The organism is Pseudomonas sp. JQ36, from assembly GCF_053851495.1.
This window is the reverse complement of record NZ_CM132642.1, coordinates 4,952,528-4,970,588: the sequence shown is the minus strand read 5'-3', so window position 1 is coordinate 4,970,588 and position 18,061 is coordinate 4,952,528. Positions and strand designations below refer to the sequence as shown.

The 18,061-nt window shown below is 56.5% G+C and carries 9 protein-coding genes, 2 tRNA genes and 4 rRNA genes; 6 read left to right on the top strand and 9 right to left on the bottom strand.

Translation table 11 applies throughout. From position 1 onward, the window contains the following. Positions 1-3: 3 nt before the first annotated feature. Positions 4-471: an SRPBCC family protein gene (locus ACS4NR_RS22500; RefSeq protein WP_456018371.1), complete on the top strand. Its 468-nt coding sequence runs from the start codon at positions 4-6 to the stop codon at positions 469-471. A 146-nt stretch (positions 472-617) separates the two neighbouring features. Here ACS4NR_RS22500 and ACS4NR_RS22495 read toward each other — a convergent pair whose 3' ends face one another. Then, entirely contained in the window at positions 618-2,498 is a 1,881-nt protein-coding gene (locus ACS4NR_RS22495; protein ID WP_443534929.1) for a methyl-accepting chemotaxis protein, read from the bottom strand. Positions 2,499-2,809: 311 nt separating this feature from the next. Here ACS4NR_RS22495 and ACS4NR_RS22490 point away from each other — a divergent pair, with 311 nt between their 5' ends. The 4 genes from ACS4NR_RS22490 (at position 2,810) to ACS4NR_RS22475 (ending at position 8,156) form a co-directional block, all read left to right on the top strand. After that, a complete protein-coding gene (locus ACS4NR_RS22490) occupies positions 2,810-3,310 on the top strand; it encodes a sigma-70 family RNA polymerase sigma factor (protein ID WP_166496252.1) in 501 nt (166 codons plus the stop codon). Continuing rightward, the gene (locus ACS4NR_RS22485; RefSeq protein ID WP_456018370.1) at positions 3,310-4,311 is read left to right on the top strand and encodes a FecR domain-containing protein; all 1,002 of its coding nucleotides are present in this window, start codon (positions 3,310-3,312) and stop codon (positions 4,309-4,311) included. Before ACS4NR_RS22490 ends, ACS4NR_RS22485 begins: the two co-directional genes overlap by 1 nt. A gap of 87 nt (positions 4,312-4,398) precedes the next feature. After that, entirely contained in the window at positions 4,399-6,900 is a 2,502-nt protein-coding gene (locus tag ACS4NR_RS22480) for a TonB-dependent siderophore receptor (RefSeq protein WP_456018369.1), read from the top strand. Between the two features lie 77 nt (positions 6,901-6,977). Beyond that, the gene (locus tag ACS4NR_RS22475) at positions 6,978-8,156 is read left to right on the top strand and encodes a PepSY-associated TM helix domain-containing protein (protein ID WP_456018368.1); all 1,179 of its coding nucleotides are present in this window, start codon (positions 6,978-6,980) and stop codon (positions 8,154-8,156) included. Between the two features lie 65 nt (positions 8,157-8,221). Here the strand turns inward: ACS4NR_RS22475 and rrf (ACS4NR_RS22470) are convergent. The 8 genes from rrf (ACS4NR_RS22470) to ACS4NR_RS22435 all read right to left on the bottom strand — a co-directional run bounded on the left by rrf (ACS4NR_RS22470) (position 8,222) and on the right by ACS4NR_RS22435 (position 16,651). Beyond that, positions 8,222-8,337: ribosomal RNA gene (gene rrf, locus ACS4NR_RS22470) — 5S ribosomal RNA — on the bottom strand. Positions 8,338-8,442: 105 nt separating this feature from the next. Beyond that, positions 8,443-8,558, bottom strand: a 5S ribosomal RNA gene (rrf, locus tag ACS4NR_RS22465). Positions 8,559-8,712: 154 nt separating this feature from the next. After that, a 23S ribosomal RNA gene (locus tag ACS4NR_RS22460) occupies positions 8,713-11,604 on the bottom strand. A 247-nt stretch (positions 11,605-11,851) separates the two neighbouring features. After that, positions 11,852-11,927, bottom strand: a tRNA-Ala gene (locus ACS4NR_RS22455). 29 nt (positions 11,928-11,956) lie between these two features. Further along, positions 11,957-12,033: transfer RNA gene (locus ACS4NR_RS22450), tRNA-Ile, on the bottom strand. Positions 12,034-12,114: 81 nt separating this feature from the next. Next, a 16S ribosomal RNA gene (locus tag ACS4NR_RS22445) occupies positions 12,115-13,651 on the bottom strand. Together the 16S, 23S and 5S rRNA genes with 2 tRNA genes alongside form the textbook arrangement of a ribosomal RNA operon. Positions 13,652-14,235: 584 nt before the next feature. Then, positions 14,236-15,456 carry a CaiB/BaiF CoA transferase family protein gene (locus ACS4NR_RS22440; protein ID WP_456018367.1) on the bottom strand — a complete coding sequence of 407 codons (1,221 nt, stop codon included), beginning with the start codon at positions 15,454-15,456 and terminating at the stop codon, positions 14,236-14,238. Between the two features lie 13 nt (positions 15,457-15,469). Next, a complete protein-coding gene (locus ACS4NR_RS22435) occupies positions 15,470-16,651 on the bottom strand; it encodes an acyl-CoA dehydrogenase (protein WP_003220420.1) in 1,182 nt (393 codons plus the stop codon). Positions 16,652-16,808: 157 nt separating this feature from the next. On the opposite strand from ACS4NR_RS22435, the gene ACS4NR_RS22430 reads away from it, so the two are divergent. Then, entirely contained in the window at positions 16,809-17,708 is a 900-nt protein-coding gene (locus ACS4NR_RS22430; protein WP_204893894.1) for a LysR substrate-binding domain-containing protein, read from the top strand. Positions 17,709-18,061 lie beyond the last annotated feature (353 nt).

Genomic DNA, 18,061 nt, shown 5'->3' with positions numbered 1-18,061 from the left:
ACCATGAGCAATCTGCAACCCGACACCCTGATCAAAAACCCGCACGGCTGCCACGTTGTGTCGTCGGTGGAAGTGCCGGCGGACGCGGCGCAGGTCTGGGCGGTGGTCGGCAATTTCGCTGGCTTCGACCGTTTCATTCCAGCGCTGTCGCACATCGAAATGACCGGCGAAGGCGTGTCGTCGCTGCGCAAGAAATTCTTCAAGGACGGCAATGTGGTAGTCGAGCAACTCAACTCACACGATGAGCAGGCGCGCGCCATGACCTGGACCACGATTTACAACACTTTGGGTGTGGCGAATTTGTGGGCGGCGATGAATGTGGAATCACTGGGGGCGGGGAAGTCGCGGGCGACCTGGACGATCATTGCCGAGCCGGCTTCAGGTGGGGAGGAAGCGCTGCCGGGGTTCAAGGATTTCGTGCAGGGGTTTGCCGATGATGCGATGGGGAATGTGCTGAAGCTGTTTGTGTAAGGCTTCAGTTTGGCGGTGACTGAACTACCGCCTTCGCGAGCAAGCCCGCTCCCACATTTTGATCGCACTCCTTCTGTAGGAACGCGTTCAATTTGTGGGAGCGAGCCTGCTCGCGAAGAACGATAACGCGGTCTCGAATCTGAAAGTCAGATCTTGAAGCTGTCGACCAACTGCTTCAACCGATTCGCCTGCTGCGACAACGCATCACAATCCTTCAACGTTTCATTGAGGTTGGCGACGCTCTGCTGGTTCAGCAGGTTGATCTGGTTGACGTCGACGTTGAGGGTTTCCACCACCGCGGTCTGCTCTTCGGTCGCGGCAGCCACCGACTGGTTCATGCCGTCGATTTCGCCGATGCGCTGGGTCACGCTGACCAGGCGCAGGCCGGCCTGGTTGGCCACTTCAACGCTTTCTTCGCTGGACGCCTGACTGGCGTTCATGGTGGTCACCGCTTCACGCGAACCGACCTGCAGGGAGGTGATCATCTTGTGGATCTCTTCCGCCGATTCCTGAGTGCGATGGGCGAGGTTGCGCACTTCGTCCGCCACCACCGCAAAACCGCGTCCGGCTTCACCGGCACGGGCCGCTTCGATGGCCGCGTTGAGCGCCAGCAGGTTGGTCTGCTGCGAGATGCCTTTGATCACATCGAGGATGTGGCCGATGTTGTCGGTGCTGGCATTCAGGGTTTCGATCTGGGTGCATGACAGGCTGATCTTCTGCGACAACTCGGTCATCGCCTGAATGGTCTGCTCGACCACCTGACGACCGTCATCGGCCTGCTCGCTCGCGCCGCTGGCGTGCTGCGAAGCATCGGCGGCATTTCGGGCGATTTCCTGAGTGGCGGCGCCCAACTGGTTGATCGCGGCAGCCACGCTGTTGGTGCGGGCACTTTGTTCGTCGGAACCGATGATCGAGGCGTTGGACGACGCCATCACCCGTTGCGACAGGTCGTGTACATGACGGGTGGCCGACGACACTTCGGAAATCGACGCGTGAATACGCTCGACGAACTGGTTGAACGAGCTGCCCAGTTCGGCGAACTCATCCTTGCCTGCCACGACCAGACGCCGGGTCAGGTCGCCTTCACCCTGGGCGATGTCCTGCATCGCGCGGCCCATGGTGGTCAGCGGACGCATCAGGACGTTGATCAGCAGGCTCAGCAGCAGCGCAATCGCAGCGACCGCGACGAACATCGCAATCAGCGCCGAAGTCCGGAACTGGCTGAGGGCAGCGTAGGCCTTGTCACGATCGATCGACAGACCGATGTACCAGTCGGCATTCGGCAAACCGCTGACCGGGGTGAACGACAGGATGCGTTCCTGACCGTTGAGCACCACGTTCTGGTTGCCCTTCTCGATGCGCACGCCGGAATTCGGGTAGATGTCCTTGAGGTTCTTCATCACCTGATCTTTGTCCGGGCTGACGATCACTTGACCGTCACCGCTGACCAGGAATGCGTGGCCAAGGCCACCGAAGTCCACCGAGTTGATGATCTTCACCAGGGTTTCCAGGCTCAGGTCACCGCCGACCACACCCAGCAGTTCGCCATTCTTTTTCACCGGCATGGCGATGGTCACCACCAGACCACCGACCGCCGCCATGTACGGCGGGGTCAGCATGGTTTTGTCGGCGACCACGGCCTGCTTGTACCAAGGGCGCTGACGCGGGTCGTAGCCGTCGGGCATCTTCGCGTCAGGGCGCTGAGTGAACACCCCGTTGGCCTGACCGACGTAGGTGAACTGGAAATTCGAGGTGAAGGCCGGTTGATCGACCAGCCCCGGGAAGTCGGCGTCCTTGCCCTGATGGGCAACGTTTTGCGCGAGGTTTTCCAGCACCAGAATTCGCCCGCTCATCCAGTTCTGCACGCTGCTGGCGGTCAGATCGCCGGCCTGCTGCACGGACGACTGAAGGTTCTGGCGAATGGTGTTGCGCTGCAGATAGTCGTTGTAGAGGGTGAACAAAGCGAAAGCCAGGACCACGACGCCCGAGGCGGCCAACAGGATTTTATGGCTGAACTTGAGATTCATTTCATGGGACTTCTTATGCAAAAGTGGGGATGCGTTCCGGGATGCAACATTCCATGTACAGCGCAGGCGGCGTTCTGACGGCCGCTCTACTTTGGTGCACGCATGTCTCACCAGTCTGTCGGCACCGTTCGCGGAAAACTTAGGGCGTTGTGGGAAATGTGCGGCATTTCTGTCAGATTCCCGCCGAACGGCGTGCCAGAGCGTTTGCCTTCAGTTTTTTAAGACGGTTATTCGTGCGGAGGTTGCAAAATTCTCAGCCCTTGATAAAAATGCGACTAATTATCATTTGTGACGTTCGGGCTGTCGCGTTCATGTCCTCACCTGAGTTTGCAGTGCAGGCGCTTTACAGGAGTCATCACGGCTGGCTCAACGCCTGGCTGCGAGCGCGGCTGGGCAATGCCGCAGATGCCGCGGACCTGGCCCAGGACACCTTCGTCCGTCTGTTGCAACGCAGCGAACGTCTGGAGCTCAAGGCGCCTCGCGCATTTTTACGCACCATCGCCCGTGGCCTGGTGATCGACCATTGGCGTCGTGAAGAAATCGAACGCGCCTATCTCGAAACCATCGCCCACTTGCCCGAAGCCGAAACCCCAAGCGCTGAAGCTCGCGCGTTGGTGATCGAGTTGCTCGAGAGTGTGGCGCGCATGCTCGAAGGCTTGCGGCCGAAAGTGCGTCAGGCGTTTCTGCTGGCGCAGTGCGAAGGTTTGACCCACAAGCAGATCGCCGCGCAGATGGGCTTGTCACTGCGCTCCGTCGAACGTTACGTCGCCGATGCGCTGTATCACTGTTACATGTTGCGGTACGAAGCCTGATGCCTGTGGACAACAACTCAGTCGGGCGCCGCGCCGAGCCGCAACAACAGGTGGTCAAGCAAGCCATTCACTGGTTGCTGCGGCTGCGCAACAACCATGGCAATGCGCGCCTGAGTCATCAGTGCGACGCGTGGCGCGCCGAACATCATGAACATGAACTGGCGTGGCAACGTGTGCAGTCGTTGCAGGCGGAATTGAGCCATAACCTGCGCGCCGTGCCCGGTGCGCACGTGGCGCTGAATACGCTGGAAAACAGTGCGCAAGGACTCGGACGGCGACAGGCCTTGAAGTTGCTGTCCGGCACGGTACTGATGGCCTCCGCGGCGTGGCTGGCCAAGGACACGACCGTCTGGCAGCAGTGGCGCGCCGATTATGCAACGGCGACCGGCGAACGCCGCGGCTTCCAGTTGCCCGACGGCACGCGGATCGAGCTGAACACTGCAAGTGCTGTGGATCTGGATTACACCGCGCAGCAACGGCTGATCAAACTCACTCGCGGGGAAATCATCGTTACCTGCGGCGGTAACGATGAAGGCGCGACGTTCAACCGGCCACTTCGCGTGCAAAGTCGTCATGGCATTTATGAGCCGATAAAAGCCCGCTTCATCCTGCGTCAGGACACCGATTGCACGCGGCTCACCGTCAGCTCAGGGAGCGTCGCCATTCGCAGCGGCGCAACCTCCGTCGAGGCGCTCGCCGGGCAGACCTATCTGATCGATCACCATCAGGTGCGCCCGGCCCCGCCACTGGATATGGACGTGGGCGCTTGGGCCGATGGTTTGATTGTGACCCGCAACATGCGCCTGGGCGATTTCCTCAATGAAGTCGGGCGTTACCGTCAGGGCTTTGTGACGTGCGCGCCGCAGGTGGCGGACTTGCGCCTGTCCGGGGTGTTCCGTCTGGAGGATACCGACACGCTGCTGGCCATCATGCCGCAGACCCTGCCGGTGCAATTGCGTTATCGCACTCGTTGGTGGGTCACGCTGGAACCGGTGGCATGAAATTATTTTGGCGGGTTTTCGCAACGAGTCCGGCTTGGTCAGTAAGCACTTCAACTCAGCCTTTGCGACTTGCCACGGAAACCGACAATGACTGTCCGCCTCACCTGTAAGAAACCGCTGAATTTCACTGCCGAATCGGGCCTGCTGCGCCACGCCGTTCGCGCCGCCCTGCTGTCCACCGTTCTGGGTGCCGGTGTGCTGCCCGGCCTGAGCCTCGCCGCCAATGTCAGTGAGGCGAGCAGTCATCGCTACAGCATCGCCGCCGGCCCGCTGGGCGAGGCGCTGAACCAGTTTGCCCGTCAGGCGGGCATTACCTTGTCGATGACCCCCCAGCAAACGCAGGGACAACAGTCTCCGGGCGTACAGGGCGAATATTCAACCGATCAGGCGTTGAGCCATTTGCTCAGCGGTTCGGGTCTGGAAGCGGTCAGCCAGGACGGCAGCAGCTACGTCCTGCGTCCAGTCAGTGAAACCGATGCGCTGGCTCTGCCAACCACCGATATCAAAGGTTTCGCCCTCGGCAACGCACTCGGCAGTATGGAAGGCTACAACGCCACCCACAGCCAGATCGCCACCAAGACCAGTACTGCGTTGCTGGAAACTTCGCAAAGCGTATCGGTGGTGACCCGCGAGCAAATGGATGATCAAGGCTCGCAGACCGTCTCTCAGGCGATGCGCTATACCCCCGGCGTGCTGACCAACCCTTACGGGGCGACCCATCGCTACGACTATGTGGCGATGCGCGGCTTCAACGACGGTTCCGTGGACAATATTTACCTCGACGGTCTCAAGTCGATGGGCGACAGCGGCACCTACAGCACCATGCAGGTCGATCCGTATTTTCTTGAGCGCGTGGATATTCTCAAAGGTCCATCGTCAGTGTTGTACGGCCGCAGTTCGCCCGGTGGCCTCGTGGCACTGACCAGCAAAAAGCCGTTGTACGAGGCCTATCATCAGGTTCAGGCCACGGTCGGTACCCAAGGTCAGCGCGGAGTCGGGTTTGACTTCAGTGGCCCGGTCGATGATGACAAGCGCATTGCCTATCGTCTGACCGGTTTGACGGATCAGTCCGACACACAATTCGACCACAACAAGGAAAAACGCTTCGCCCTCGCCCCGACCCTGAGCATTGATTTCACTGAAGACACCTCGCTGACGCTGCAGGCGTATCTGCAGCACGATCCGGATGGCGGCTACCACGGTGGCGTGCCGGCGGACGGGACGATTCATCAGCGCAACGGCAACCGCATCTCGCCGCACTTCTTCGAGGGCGAGCCGGGGATTGATGGCTACTCGCGGGATCAGCAATCGTTCGGCTATCAGTTCGAACATCGCTTCAACGATGTCTTCACGGCGCGGCAGAACTTCCGTTACCTCGACTCCAAAGTGAACATGGATCAGGTCTACGCCTATGGCTGGACGACACCAACCAGCAACGAACTGAACCGCTATTACACCGGCGGCGATGAACGTCTGCATGCGTTCATCGTCGACAACATGCTGCAGGCCGAATTCTTCACCGGGGCCACCAAGCACACCGTGTTGATGGGCGCAGATTATCAACGGCGCAAGACGGTGGTCGACTGGACCAGTGGTGGTCTGGCGCCGATCAATGCGTTCAACCCGGTCTACGGCAATTCGGCGATCGACATGTACGGCGACACCAGTTACCTGCGGCGCCTGGAGCAGACCGGGGTCTACCTGCAAGACCTGATCGAGATGGACCAGTGGCGCTTCTCGCTGGGCTTGCGTCAGGACTGGGTCGAGACCTCCGATGAGAACCGTATCGCCGAAGCGGGTCGGCCAGTGGGCACCGAAATCAACGACCGCCGTACCAAACTGACCGGCCGCGCCGGCGCGTTGTATCTGTTCGATAACGGTCTGGCGCCGTACATCAGCTACTCCGAGTCGTTTAACCCGAACTCGTATGCCGACAGCGCCGGTAATCCTCTGCCGCCAACTGACGGTACGCAATGGGAAGTCGGCCTGAAGTACCAGCCGCCGGGCACCGACAATCTGTTCACCGCCTCGCTGTTCCGCATTGATCAGGAGAACCTCGCGACCAAGTTGCCACAGGAAAACTTCTACCGAGCAGTCGGCGCTGTGCGCTCGCAAGGTCTGGAGCTGGAAGCGCACATGCAGTTGACCGACAACCTGAAAGTGCTCGGCAGCTACACCTTCACCGATATCGAGTACTCGAAGTCGATGGTCAGCACCTTGAGCACGCCGACCGACGTGATTGAGAACAAAGGCAACTCGCCAACTCAGGCGCCGCGGCACATGGCCTCGTTGTGGGCCGACTACAAGTTCGACAGCGCGGTACTCGATGGCCTGCGTCTGGGCGGTGGTGTGCGTTATGTCGGTTATAGCTGGGCGGACGCGGAAAACACGCTGAAGGTGCCTTCCTACACCTTGTTCGACGCCTCGATCGGTTATGACCTGGGCAAGGTCGGCTTGAAGGGCGTCGACGTGCGCTTGAATGCGAACAACCTGACCAATGAGTCCTACGTGGCCTCCTGCGCCAGCCTGAACTTCTGCTACATGGGCGAAGAGCGCAACGTCGCCGCCACGGTCAGCTACCAGTTCTAAGCCTTTGCCTTGTGCATAAAAAAGCCAGCCGCTGATTTCTCAGGGGCTGGCTTTGTCGTCTTTGTGGGGAAATCTTCATGCGCGCATTGTTGGTGTTGTTGCATCGCTATATCGGCCTGGCGACGGCGGTGTTTTTGCTGTTGGCCGGGATTACCGGAAGCATTCTGGCGTTTAATCATGAGCTGGATGAGTGGCTGAATCCGCAATTCTATGCGGCCTCCGCCGAGGGTCAGCGATTGCCTCCAGGGGCGTTGGTCGAGGCTGTGCAAACCACCCATCCGAAGCTGCAGGTCTGGTACATGGAGTATCCGGACGAGTTGGGGCATACCGCGCTATTGGCAGCTGTTCCACGTAACGATCCGGCGACGGGCAAACCGTTTGATGAGCGCAATCAGGTGTTCTACCTGGACCCGGTGAGTGCCGAGCAGAAAGGGCAACGTTACTGGGGCGAGTGCTGCTTTTCCCGGGAGAACTTCATTCCGTTCATTCTCGAGTTTCATTACAACCTGACGCTGCCCGGAAACTGGGGCTTGTGGTTGATGGGTCTGGTTGCGTGCGCCTGGGTGATCGATTGCTTTATCGCCTTGTGGCTGACATTTCCTCGTGGCAAGCCGTTCTGGAGAAAGTGGTCGACGGCCTGGAAGATCAAGGGCGGGCACGCTTACCGGCTCAACTTCGACCTGCATCGTGCGGGGGGATTGTGGCTGTGGTTGTTGTTGCTGCCGATTGCGGTCAGCAGTGTCGCGATGAATTTGCCGAGTCAGGTGTTCAAACCGGCAGTGTCGTGGTTTTCGCCGATTGAACCGAGCGTTTATGAGGCTCGAGGGCGAATGCCTCCCTCGGAGTTGGGGGTGACACAGTTGAGTTATCAACAGGCGTATGAAAGGGCAGTGCAGGAGGGAAAAAGGTTAGGACTGACAGCGGCGATCGGGGAGTTGTATTACAGCTTTGAGTACAACTTCTACGGTGCAGGATTTGGACAACATGACACTCAAGCGCATGGAAAATCCTGGTTGTTCTTTCACGGCACGGACGGACGATTATTAGGGCAGGAAATCGCTGGAGAAGGGACATTGGGGGAGCGGTTTTATCGATTGCAGTTACCGATACATGGCGGGCGGATCATAGGCTTTACCGGGCAGGTGCTGATCGCAGTATTGGGTGTTGTGATTGCGGGACTGTCAGGGACTGGCGTTTACATCTGGTGGCGTAAGTGGCAAGCCCGACGTATCAGCAAGGCTCGCAAAGCGGCCTGATGTTCGGAAGCCCTGAAACGACAAAACCCCTGTCTGCGTTAGCAGACAGGGGTTCTGGAATTTAATCTTGACGATGACCTACTCTCACATGGGGAAACCCCACACTACCATCGGCGATGCATCGTTTCACTTCTGAGTTCGGGATGGGATCAGGTGGTTCCAACGCTCTATGGTCGTCAAGAAATTCTGTATCTGGCCCGTCAACACGGTAACGTGCCAGCAAAATCGGTGACTTCTACTAAAACAAAACCCCAACTGCTTTCGCAATTGGGGTTTCGGAATTTAATCTTGACGATGACCTACTCTCACATGGGGAAACCCCACACTACCATCGGCGATGCATCGTTTCACTTCTGAGTTCGGGATGGGATCAGGTGGTTCCAACGCTCTATGGTCGTCAAGAAATTCGGGTACTGACTCGTGGCACGTTGGCCTCGCTTCAGCAAATCGGGTATGTGATACAGGTGTCTTGTGAGCATCGCAAACTTTCGGTTCATTGCGTCTTCACACACCGCAATCTGGTCTCTTTCGAGCATTCAGATTGCTTGGGTGTTATATGGTCAAGCCTCACGGGCAATTAGTATTGGTTAGCTCAACGCCTCACAGCGCTTACACACCCAACCTATCAACGTCGTAGTCTTCGACGGCCCTTCAGGGAACTCAAGGTTCCAGTGAGATCTCATCTTGAGGCAAGTTTCCCGCTTAGATGCTTTCAGCGGTTATCTTTCCCGAACATAGCTACCCGGCAATGCCACTGGCGTGACAACCGGAACACCAGAGGTTCGTCCACTCCGGTCCTCTCGTACTAGGAGCAGCCCCTCTCAAATCTCAAACGTCCACGGCAGATAGGGACCGAACTGTCTCACGACGTTCTAAACCCAGCTCGCGTACCACTTTAAATGGCGAACAGCCATACCCTTGGGACCGGCTTCAGCCCCAGGATGTGATGAGCCGACATCGAGGTGCCAAACACCGCCGTCGATATGAACTCTTGGGCGGTATCAGCCTGTTATCCCCGGAGTACCTTTTATCCGTTGAGCGATGGCCCTTCCATACAGAACCACCGGATCACTAAGACCTACTTTCGTACCTGCTCGACGTGTCTGTCTCGCAGTCAAGCGCGCTTTTGCCTTTATACTCTACGACCGATTTCCGACCGGTCTGAGCGCACCTTCGTACTCCTCCGTTACTCTTTAGGAGGAGACCGCCCCAGTCAAACTACCCACCATACACTGTCCTCGATCCGGATAACGGACCTGAGTTAGAACCTCAAAGTTGCCAGGGTGGTATTTCAAGGATGGCTCCACGCGAACTGGCGTCCACGCTTCAAAGCCTCCCACCTATCCTACACAAGCAAATTCAAAGTCCAGTGCAAAGCTATAGTAAAGGTTCACGGGGTCTTTCCGTCTAGCCGCGGATACACTGCATCTTCACAGCGATTTCAATTTCACTGAGTCTCGGGTGGAGACAGCGCCGCCATCGTTACGCCATTCGTGCAGGTCGGAACTTACCCGACAAGGAATTTCGCTACCTTAGGACCGTTATAGTTACGGCCGCCGTTTACCGGGGCTTCGATCAAGAGCTTCGCGTTAGCTAACCCCATCAATTAACCTTCCGGCACCGGGCAGGCGTCACACCCTATACGTCCACTTTCGTGTTTGCAGAGTGCTGTGTTTTTAATAAACAGTCGCAGCGGCCTGGTATCTTCGACCGGCATGAGCTTACGGAGCAAGTCCTTCACCCTCACCGGCGCACCTTCTCCCGAAGTTACGGTGCCATTTTGCCTAGTTCCTTCACCCGAGTTCTCTCAAGCGCCTTGGTATTCTCTACCCAACCACCTGTGTCGGTTTGGGGTACGGTTCCTGGTTACCTGAAGCTTAGAAGCTTTTCTTGGAAGCATGGCATCAACCACTTCGTCACCCAAAGGGTAACTCGTCATCAGCTCTCGGCCTTAAGATCCCGGATTTACCTAAGATCTCAGCCTACCACCTTAAACTTGGACAACCAACGCCAAGCTGGCCTAGCCTTCTCCGTCCCTCCATCGCAATAACCAGAAGTACAGGAATATTAACCTGTTTTCCATCGACTACGCTTTTCAGCCTCGCCTTAGGGACCGACTAACCCTGCGTCGATTAACGTTGCGCAGGAAACCTTGGTCTTTCGGCGTGGGTGTTTTTCACACCCATTGTCGTTACTCATGTCAGCATTCGCACTTCTGATACCTCCAGCAAGCTTCTCAACTCACCTTCACAGGCTTACAGAACGCTCCTCTACCGCATCACTTGCGTGATACCCGTAGCTTCGGTGTATGGTTTGAGCCCCGTTACATCTTCCGCGCAGGCCGACTCGACTAGTGAGCTATTACGCTTTCTTTAAAGGGTGGCTGCTTCTAAGCCAACCTCCTAGCTGTCTAAGCCTTCCCACATCGTTTCCCACTTAACCATAACTTTGGGACCTTAGCTGACGGTCTGGGTTGTTTCCCTTTTCACGACGGACGTTAGCACCCGCCGTGTGTCTCCCATGCTCGGCACTTGTAGGTATTCGGAGTTTGCATCGGTTTGGTAAGTCGGGATGACCCCCTAGCCGAAACAGTGCTCTACCCCCTACAGTGATACATGAGGCGCTACCTAAATAGCTTTCGAGGAGAACCAGCTATCTCCGAGCTTGATTAGCCTTTCACTCCGATCCACAGGTCATCCGCTAACTTTTCAACGGTAGTCGGTTCGGTCCTCCAGTCAGTGTTACCTAACCTTCAACCTGCCCATGGATAGATCGCCCGGTTTCGGGTCTATTCCCAGCGACTAGACGCCCTATTAAGACTCGCTTTCGCTACGCCTCCCCTATTCGGTTAAGCTCGCCACTGAAAATAAGTCGCTGACCCATTATACAAAAGGTACGCAGTCACCCAACAAAGTGGGCTCCCACTGCTTGTACGCATACGGTTTCAGGATCTATTTCACTCCCCTCTCCGGGGTTCTTTTCGCCTTTCCCTCACGGTACTAGTTCACTATCGGTCAGTCAGTAGTATTTAGCCTTGGAGGATGGTCCCCCCATATTCAGACAAAGTTTCTCGTGCTCCGTCCTACTCGATTTCATGACTAAGAGATTTTCGCGTACAGGGCTATCACCCACTATGGCCGCACTTTCCAGAGCGTTCCGCTAATCTCAAAGCCACTTAAGGGCTAGTCCCCGTTCGCTCGCCACTACTAAGGGAATCTCGGTTGATTTCTTTTCCTCAGGGTACTTAGATGTTTCAGTTCCCCTGGTTCGCCTCTTGCACCTATGTATTCAGTACAAGATAACCATCTTATGATGGCTGGGTTCCCCCATTCAGACATCTCCGGATCAAAGTCTGTTTGCCGACTCCCCGAAGCTTTTCGCAGGCTACCACGTCTTTCATCGCCTCTGACTGCCAAGGCATCCACCGTATGCGCTTCTTCACTTGACCATATAACCCCAAGCAATCTGGTTATACTGTGAAGACGACATTCGCCGAAAATTCGCAAAACTCTTAAGAGTCACTCACAAATTTTACCTTAGCCTGATCCGTTACCAGTGAAAGTAACGTTCAGTCTATCTTTCTATCACATACCCAAATTTTTAAAGAACGATCTAATCAAAAGACTAGAAATCAGCATTCACCATCACAGCGATGGAATGCTCATTTCTAAGCTTTCAAACTTCAGAAGCAGTGGTGGTGGAGCCAAGCGGGATCGAACCGCTGACCTCCTGCGTGCAAGGCAGGCGCTCTCCCAGCTGAGCTATGGCCCCGTATTTCTACAGGTTTCCCACACAAAAATTGGTGGGTCTGGGCAGATTCGAACTGCCGACCTCACCCTTATCAGGGGTGCGCTCTAACCAACTGAGCTACAGACCCAATTTCGGGCTGCTTCTATCGTCTTCTTCAATGAATCAAGCAATTCGTGTGGGAACTTATGGAGCAGCTGATGTCGTCGATTAAGGAGGTGATCCAGCCGCAGGTTCCCCTACGGCTACCTTGTTACGACTTCACCCCAGTCATGAATCACACCGTGGTAACCGTCCTCCCGAAGGTTAGACTAGCTACTTCTGGTGCAACCCACTCCCATGGTGTGACGGGCGGTGTGTACAAGGCCCGGGAACGTATTCACCGCGACATTCTGATTCGCGATTACTAGCGATTCCGACTTCACGCAGTCGAGTTGCAGACTGCGATCCGGACTACGATCGGTTTTGTGGGATTAGCTCCACCTCGCGGCTTGGCAACCCTCTGTACCGACCATTGTAGCACGTGTGTAGCCCAGGCCGTAAGGGCCATGATGACTTGACGTCATCCCCACCTTCCTCCGGTTTGTCACCGGCAGTCTCCTTAGAGTGCCCACCATTACGTGCTGGTAACTAAGGACAAGGGTTGCGCTCGTTACGGGACTTAACCCAACATCTCACGACACGAGCTGACGACAGCCATGCAGCACCTGTCTCAATGTTCCCGAAGGCACCAATCCATCTCTGGAAAGTTCATTGGATGTCAAGGCCTGGTAAGGTTCTTCGCGTTGCTTCGAATTAAACCACATGCTCCACCGCTTGTGCGGGCCCCCGTCAATTCATTTGAGTTTTAACCTTGCGGCCGTACTCCCCAGGCGGTCAACTTAATGCGTTAGCTGCGCCACTAAGAGCTCAAGGCTCCCAACGGCTAGTTGACATCGTTTACGGCGTGGACTACCAGGGTATCTAATCCTGTTTGCTCCCCACGCTTTCGCACCTCAGTGTCAGTATCAGTCCAGGTGGTCGCCTTCGCCACTGGTGTTCCTTCCTATATCTACGCATTTCACCGCTACACAGGAAATTCCACCACCCTCTACCATACTCTAGCTTGCCAGTTTTGGATGCAGTTCCCAGGTTGAGCCCGGGGATTTCACATCCAACTTAACAAACCACCTACGCGCGCTTTACGCCCAGTAATTCCGATTAACGCTTGCACCCTCTGTATTACCGCGGCTGCTGGCACAGAGTTAGCCGGTGCTTATTCTGTCGGTAACGTCAAAATTGCAGAGTATTAATCTACAACCCTTCCTCCCAACTTAAAGTGCTTTACAATCCGAAGACCTTCTTCACACACGCGGCATGGCTGGATCAGGCTTTCGCCCATTGTCCAATATTCCCCACTGCTGCCTCCCGTAGGAGTCTGGACCGTGTCTCAGTTCCAGTGTGACTGATCATCCTCTCAGACCAGTTACGGATCGTCGCCTTGGTGAGCCATTACCTCACCAACTAGCTAATCCGACCTAGGCTCATCTGATAGCGCAAGGCCCGAAGGTCCCCTGCTTTCTCCCGTAGGACGTATGCGGTATTAGCGTTCCTTTCGAAACGTTGTCCCCCACTACCAGGCAGATTCCTAGGCATTACTCACCCGTCCGCCGCTGAATCCAGGAGCAAGCTCCTTTCATCCGCTCGACTTGCATGTGTTAGGCCTGCCGCCAGCGTTCAATCTGAGCCATGATCAAACTCTTCAGTTCAAACATCTTTGGGTTTTTAAGAAACCCTAAACTTGGCTCAGCAATCGTTGGTTACATCTTTGATTTCTCGCGGAGTAACTTGTGATGCTGATAATCTTGTTGACTATCAGTCTGACTCCACAAGCACCCACACGAATTGCTTGATTCAGTTGTTAAAGAGCGGTTGGTTAAGATCTTTCGTCTCAACCGAGGCGCGCATTCTACAGCAGCCTCATTTGCTGTCAAGTGATTATTTTCAGAAGTTTTCGAAGAATTCTTCAATAACTTCAACCACTTGCGCTTCCGATCTCTCGTCAGCGGGAGGCGAATTCTACAGCGTTACACGCTGCTGTCAACACCTCTTTTTCAACTTCCTTTTGGCTTCGATGAACTGAAGCAACTCGCTATCGAAACCTACATAACTCATTGAATCTCAAGGAGTTTTCCGTTTCGACTGCGCCGGAAGTGGGGCGAATTATAGACCTCCTGAATCTGCCGTCAACCGTTAATTTCACTTTTCTTTCAACGACTTACAGATCGGTCAAAAAACACACAGCGACACTTATATATAGGCTGGGAAACGACTCCTCTATATAGAGGGGCACTCAAAGCACCCCATCAGCCCTGAGCGCCTCCACCGCGCCAGCGCCCAGACCAAGCACCCGCTGCAGAACCTCCAACGTATGCTCGCCCAATAAAGGAGGCGCACGACGGTACTCGACAGGCGTCTGCGACAGCCGGATCGGACTCGCTACCTGCGGAACCATCCCGGCCAGTGCATGCGGGAGCTCTATCGCCAACCCACGCGCTTTCACCTGCGGATCGTCAAACACCTGGGACAGATCGTTGATCGGCCCACACGGCACCCCAGCCTGCTCCAACTGCGCCACCCATTCGGCAGTGGTCTTGAAGACCGTCGCCTGACGGATCAGCGGAATCAACACCGCGCGATTAGCCACCCGCAGCTTGTTAGTCGCGAAACGCGGATCGTCCGCCCACTGCGGCTGCCCCGCCACCTCGGCAAACTTGCGGAACTGGCCGTCATTGCCAACGGTAAGAATGAAATCGCCATCAGCCGTCGGGAAGTCCTGATAGGGCACGATGTTCGGATGTGCATTACCCAGACGTTTCGGCGCATTGCCGGTAGTCAGATAGTTCATCGCCTGGTTCGCCAGGCATGCGACCTGCACATCCAGCAAAGCCATATCGATGTGCTGCCCGCCACCGTCGTGATCACGATGAGCCAACGCCGCCAGAATCGCCACGGTCGAATACAGCCCCGTAAGAATGTCCGTCAGCGCCACTCCCACCTTCACCGGCCCGGCGCCTTCATCACCTTCAGGGCGACCGGTCAGGCTCATCAGCCCGCCCAGCCCCTGGATCATGAAGTCATAACCGGCACGCTTGGCATATGGCCCGGTTTGACCGAAGCCGGTGATCGAGCAATAGATCAGATCCGGATTGATCGCTTTGAGCGACTCATAGTCCAGCCCATAAGCGGCCAGCCCTCCAACCTTGAAGTTCTCGATCAGGATGTCCGACTTCTCCGCGAGGTCCCGTACAAGCTGCTGCCCTTCAGGTCGAGTGAAGTCGATCGTCACCGATTGCTTGTTGCGGTTGGCCGACAGGTAATAAGCCGCTTCGCTGGTGTTCTCACCATAAGCGTCCTTAAGGAAGGGTGGCCCCCAGGCGCGCGTGTCATCGCCATTGCCCGGGCGCTCGACCTTGATCACCTCGGCGCCAAGGTCGGCGAGAATCTGCCCAGCCCAAGGCCCGGCCAGCACGCGCGATAAATCCAGTACCCGCAAATGCGACAGCGCGCCCATGGTCGCTCTCCTGTTAATAGAACGCCTGCAGACCGGTTTGTGCGCGACCGAGGATCAGCGCATGAACGTCGTGAGTACCTTCATAGGTATTCACCACTTCCAGGTTGACCAGGTGACGAGCCACTCCGAACTCATCGGAGATACCGTTGCCGCCCAACATGTCACGAGCCATGCGCGCGATATCCAGCGACTTGCCACAGGAGTTGCGTTTCATGATCGAGGTAATTTCGACCGCAGCAGTGCCTTCATCCTTCATGCGGCCCAGGCGCAGGCAACCTTGCAGCGCCAGAGTGATCTCGGTCTGCATGTCAGCCAGCTTCTTCTGGATCAATTGGGTAGCGGCCAATGGACGCCCGAACTGCTGACGATCGAGGGTGTACTGGCGAGCGGTGTGCCAGCAGAACTCGGCAGCACCCAACGCGCCCCAGGAGATGCCGTAACGTGCGGAGTTGAGGCAGGTGAACGGGCCTTTCAGACCGCGCACGTCCGGGAAGATGTTCTCTTCCGGGACAAACACGTTGTCCATGACGATTTCGCCGGTGATCGAAGCACGCAGACCGACCTTGCCGTGAATCGCCGGTGCACTCAGGCCCTTCCAGCCTTTCTCCAGCACGAAACCACGGATGTCGCCGGCATCGTCCTTGGCCCAGACCACGAACACATCGGCGATCGGGCTGTTGGTGATCCACATCTTGGCGCCGGTCAGACTGTAGCCGCCGTCGACTTTGCGCGCACGGGTGATCATCGCGCCCGGGTCGGAACCATGGTTTGGCTCGGTCAGACCGAAGCAGCCGATCCATTCACCGGAGGCCAGTTTCGGCAGGTACTTCTGTTTCTGGGCTTCTGTGCCGAATTCGTTGATTGGCACCATCACCAGCGAGGACTGCACGCTCATCATCGAACGGTAGCCGGAGTCGACACGCTCCACTTCACGGGCGATCAGGCCGTAGCTGACGTAGTTCAGGCCGCTGCCACCGTATTGCTCAGGGATGGTCGCACCGAGCAGACCGACTTCGCCCATTTCGCGGAAGATTGCCGGATCGGTTTTCTCATGGCGGAACGCTTCAAGCACGCGTGGCGCCAGGCTCTGCTGAGCGAACTGGGCGGCGGTGTCGCGGATCATGCGCTCTTCTTCGGTGAGCTGTTGATCCAGCAGCAGGGGATCGATCCAGTTGAAGCTAGCTTTACCGCCCATGAGTGTGTCCTCGCAAATCGGTGAATTAACGTGGCATTGATCCTAGGCCCGCTTTGCCAGCGCGGCAAACGAGGATTTCGCATCCTGTTGTGCTAATTTCTCACTCCGACACGTCGCTGAATGCCTTTTATGCGGCGCATTAGTGAGGTAGACGTACATGCGCAGGAAGATCCCCAGCACCACGGCCCTGATCAGCTTCGAAGCCGCCGCTCGCCACGAAAGCTTTACCAAGGCTGCCGAAGAACTTTCCCTCACTCAGGGCGCCATTTGCCGACAGATCGCCAGCCTTGAGGACTTCCTCAGCGTGGAACTGTTCCGACGCTCGCGACGCGGAGTCAAACTGACGGAAGCGGGCCTTTCCTACAGCCGTCGGGTGGCCACGCAACTGGACGCCGTCGAGCGCGACACACTCTCGGTGATGGGCCAGCAGGGTACCAACGTGATCGAACTGGCGGTGGTGCCGACCTTCGGCACCCAATGGCTGCTACCACGGCTCAAGGACTTCCAGCTCAAGCACCCGGAAGTGACGGTCAACCTGACCAACCGCACCCGCCCGTTCCTGTTTGCCGACACTGATTTCGACGCGGCGATCTACTTTGGCGACGCCGATTGGTCGGGTACTGAATCCCATAGGTTGATGGGAGAAAATCCCATGCCGGTGTGCAGCCCCGCCCTACTCGGCAGCAGGACACATCTGACACCTGACAAGATCGCCGAGCTGCCTCTGCTGCAGCAAACCACACGCCCCTACGCCTGGCGCCAGTGGTTCAACTCACAGCACCTGAACATCCCCCGCGACATGACAGGCCCGCGCTACGAGCTATTCTCCATGCTGGCCCAGGCGGCCATGCACGACATGGGGATCGCGCTGATTCCACCGTTTCTGATTCAGCGCGAACTGGCAGAGAAACGCCTGGTGATCGCCAACCCGAATGCCCTCTCCAGCATCAAGGCGTATTACCTGATGATTCCAGAGCGAAAGGTCGAATCGGCATCACTCAAGGCTTTTCGCGATTGGCTGGTCAACCAGGCACACAGCTACAGCCTAGAAGAATAAAGGCTTACAACGATTACTAACCCGGTAGTCAGGAAATTCAAAGCCCTACAGATATAAGTATTTGTCGCAAAATCGCAGACTGTATCCGAAAGTCGTACAGACGTCCCACAAGCGCCTGCCGACGTGGCTTTGAGCCTCCATCCACGACTCATTACGGCCTATTCACGCCACCGATGAGAAATTTTTTCAAATTCAGCCAGAATCCTTGCAAGGCACGGCCTGTAAGGGATTCAACTGGCCATCTGCGACATTCGGTCACGGGATGACTTGTAGTTAATTTTCCGTCACCCGTCATAATCCCTTGAAGGGCATAAAGTTCGCCTGCAAAATGCCGCGCCCCGCCCTGATTTGGC

Coding starts and splice junctions, on each gene's coding strand:
- ACS4NR_RS22430 (WP_204893894.1), top strand. CDS start 16,809: ATGCGCAGGAAGATCCCCAGCACCACGGCCCTGATCAGCTTCGAAGCC.
- ACS4NR_RS22435 (WP_003220420.1), bottom strand. CDS start 16,651: ATGGGCGGTAAAGCTAGCTTCAACTGGATCGATCCCCTGCTGCTGGAT.
- ACS4NR_RS22485 (WP_456018370.1), top strand. CDS start 3,310: ATGCCTGTGGACAACAACTCAGTCGGGCGCCGCGCCGAGCCGCAACAA.
- ACS4NR_RS22475 (WP_456018368.1), top strand. CDS start 6,978: ATGCGCGCATTGTTGGTGTTGTTGCATCGCTATATCGGCCTGGCGACG.
- ACS4NR_RS22480 (WP_456018369.1), top strand. CDS start 4,399: ATGACTGTCCGCCTCACCTGTAAGAAACCGCTGAATTTCACTGCCGAA.
- ACS4NR_RS22440 (WP_456018367.1), bottom strand. CDS start 15,456: ATGGGCGCGCTGTCGCATTTGCGGGTACTGGATTTATCGCGCGTGCTG.
- ACS4NR_RS22500 (WP_456018371.1), top strand. CDS start 4: ATGAGCAATCTGCAACCCGACACCCTGATCAAAAACCCGCACGGCTGC.
- ACS4NR_RS22495 (WP_443534929.1), bottom strand. CDS start 2,498: ATGAATCTCAAGTTCAGCCATAAAATCCTGTTGGCCGCCTCGGGCGTC.
- ACS4NR_RS22490 (WP_166496252.1), top strand. CDS start 2,810: ATGTCCTCACCTGAGTTTGCAGTGCAGGCGCTTTACAGGAGTCATCAC.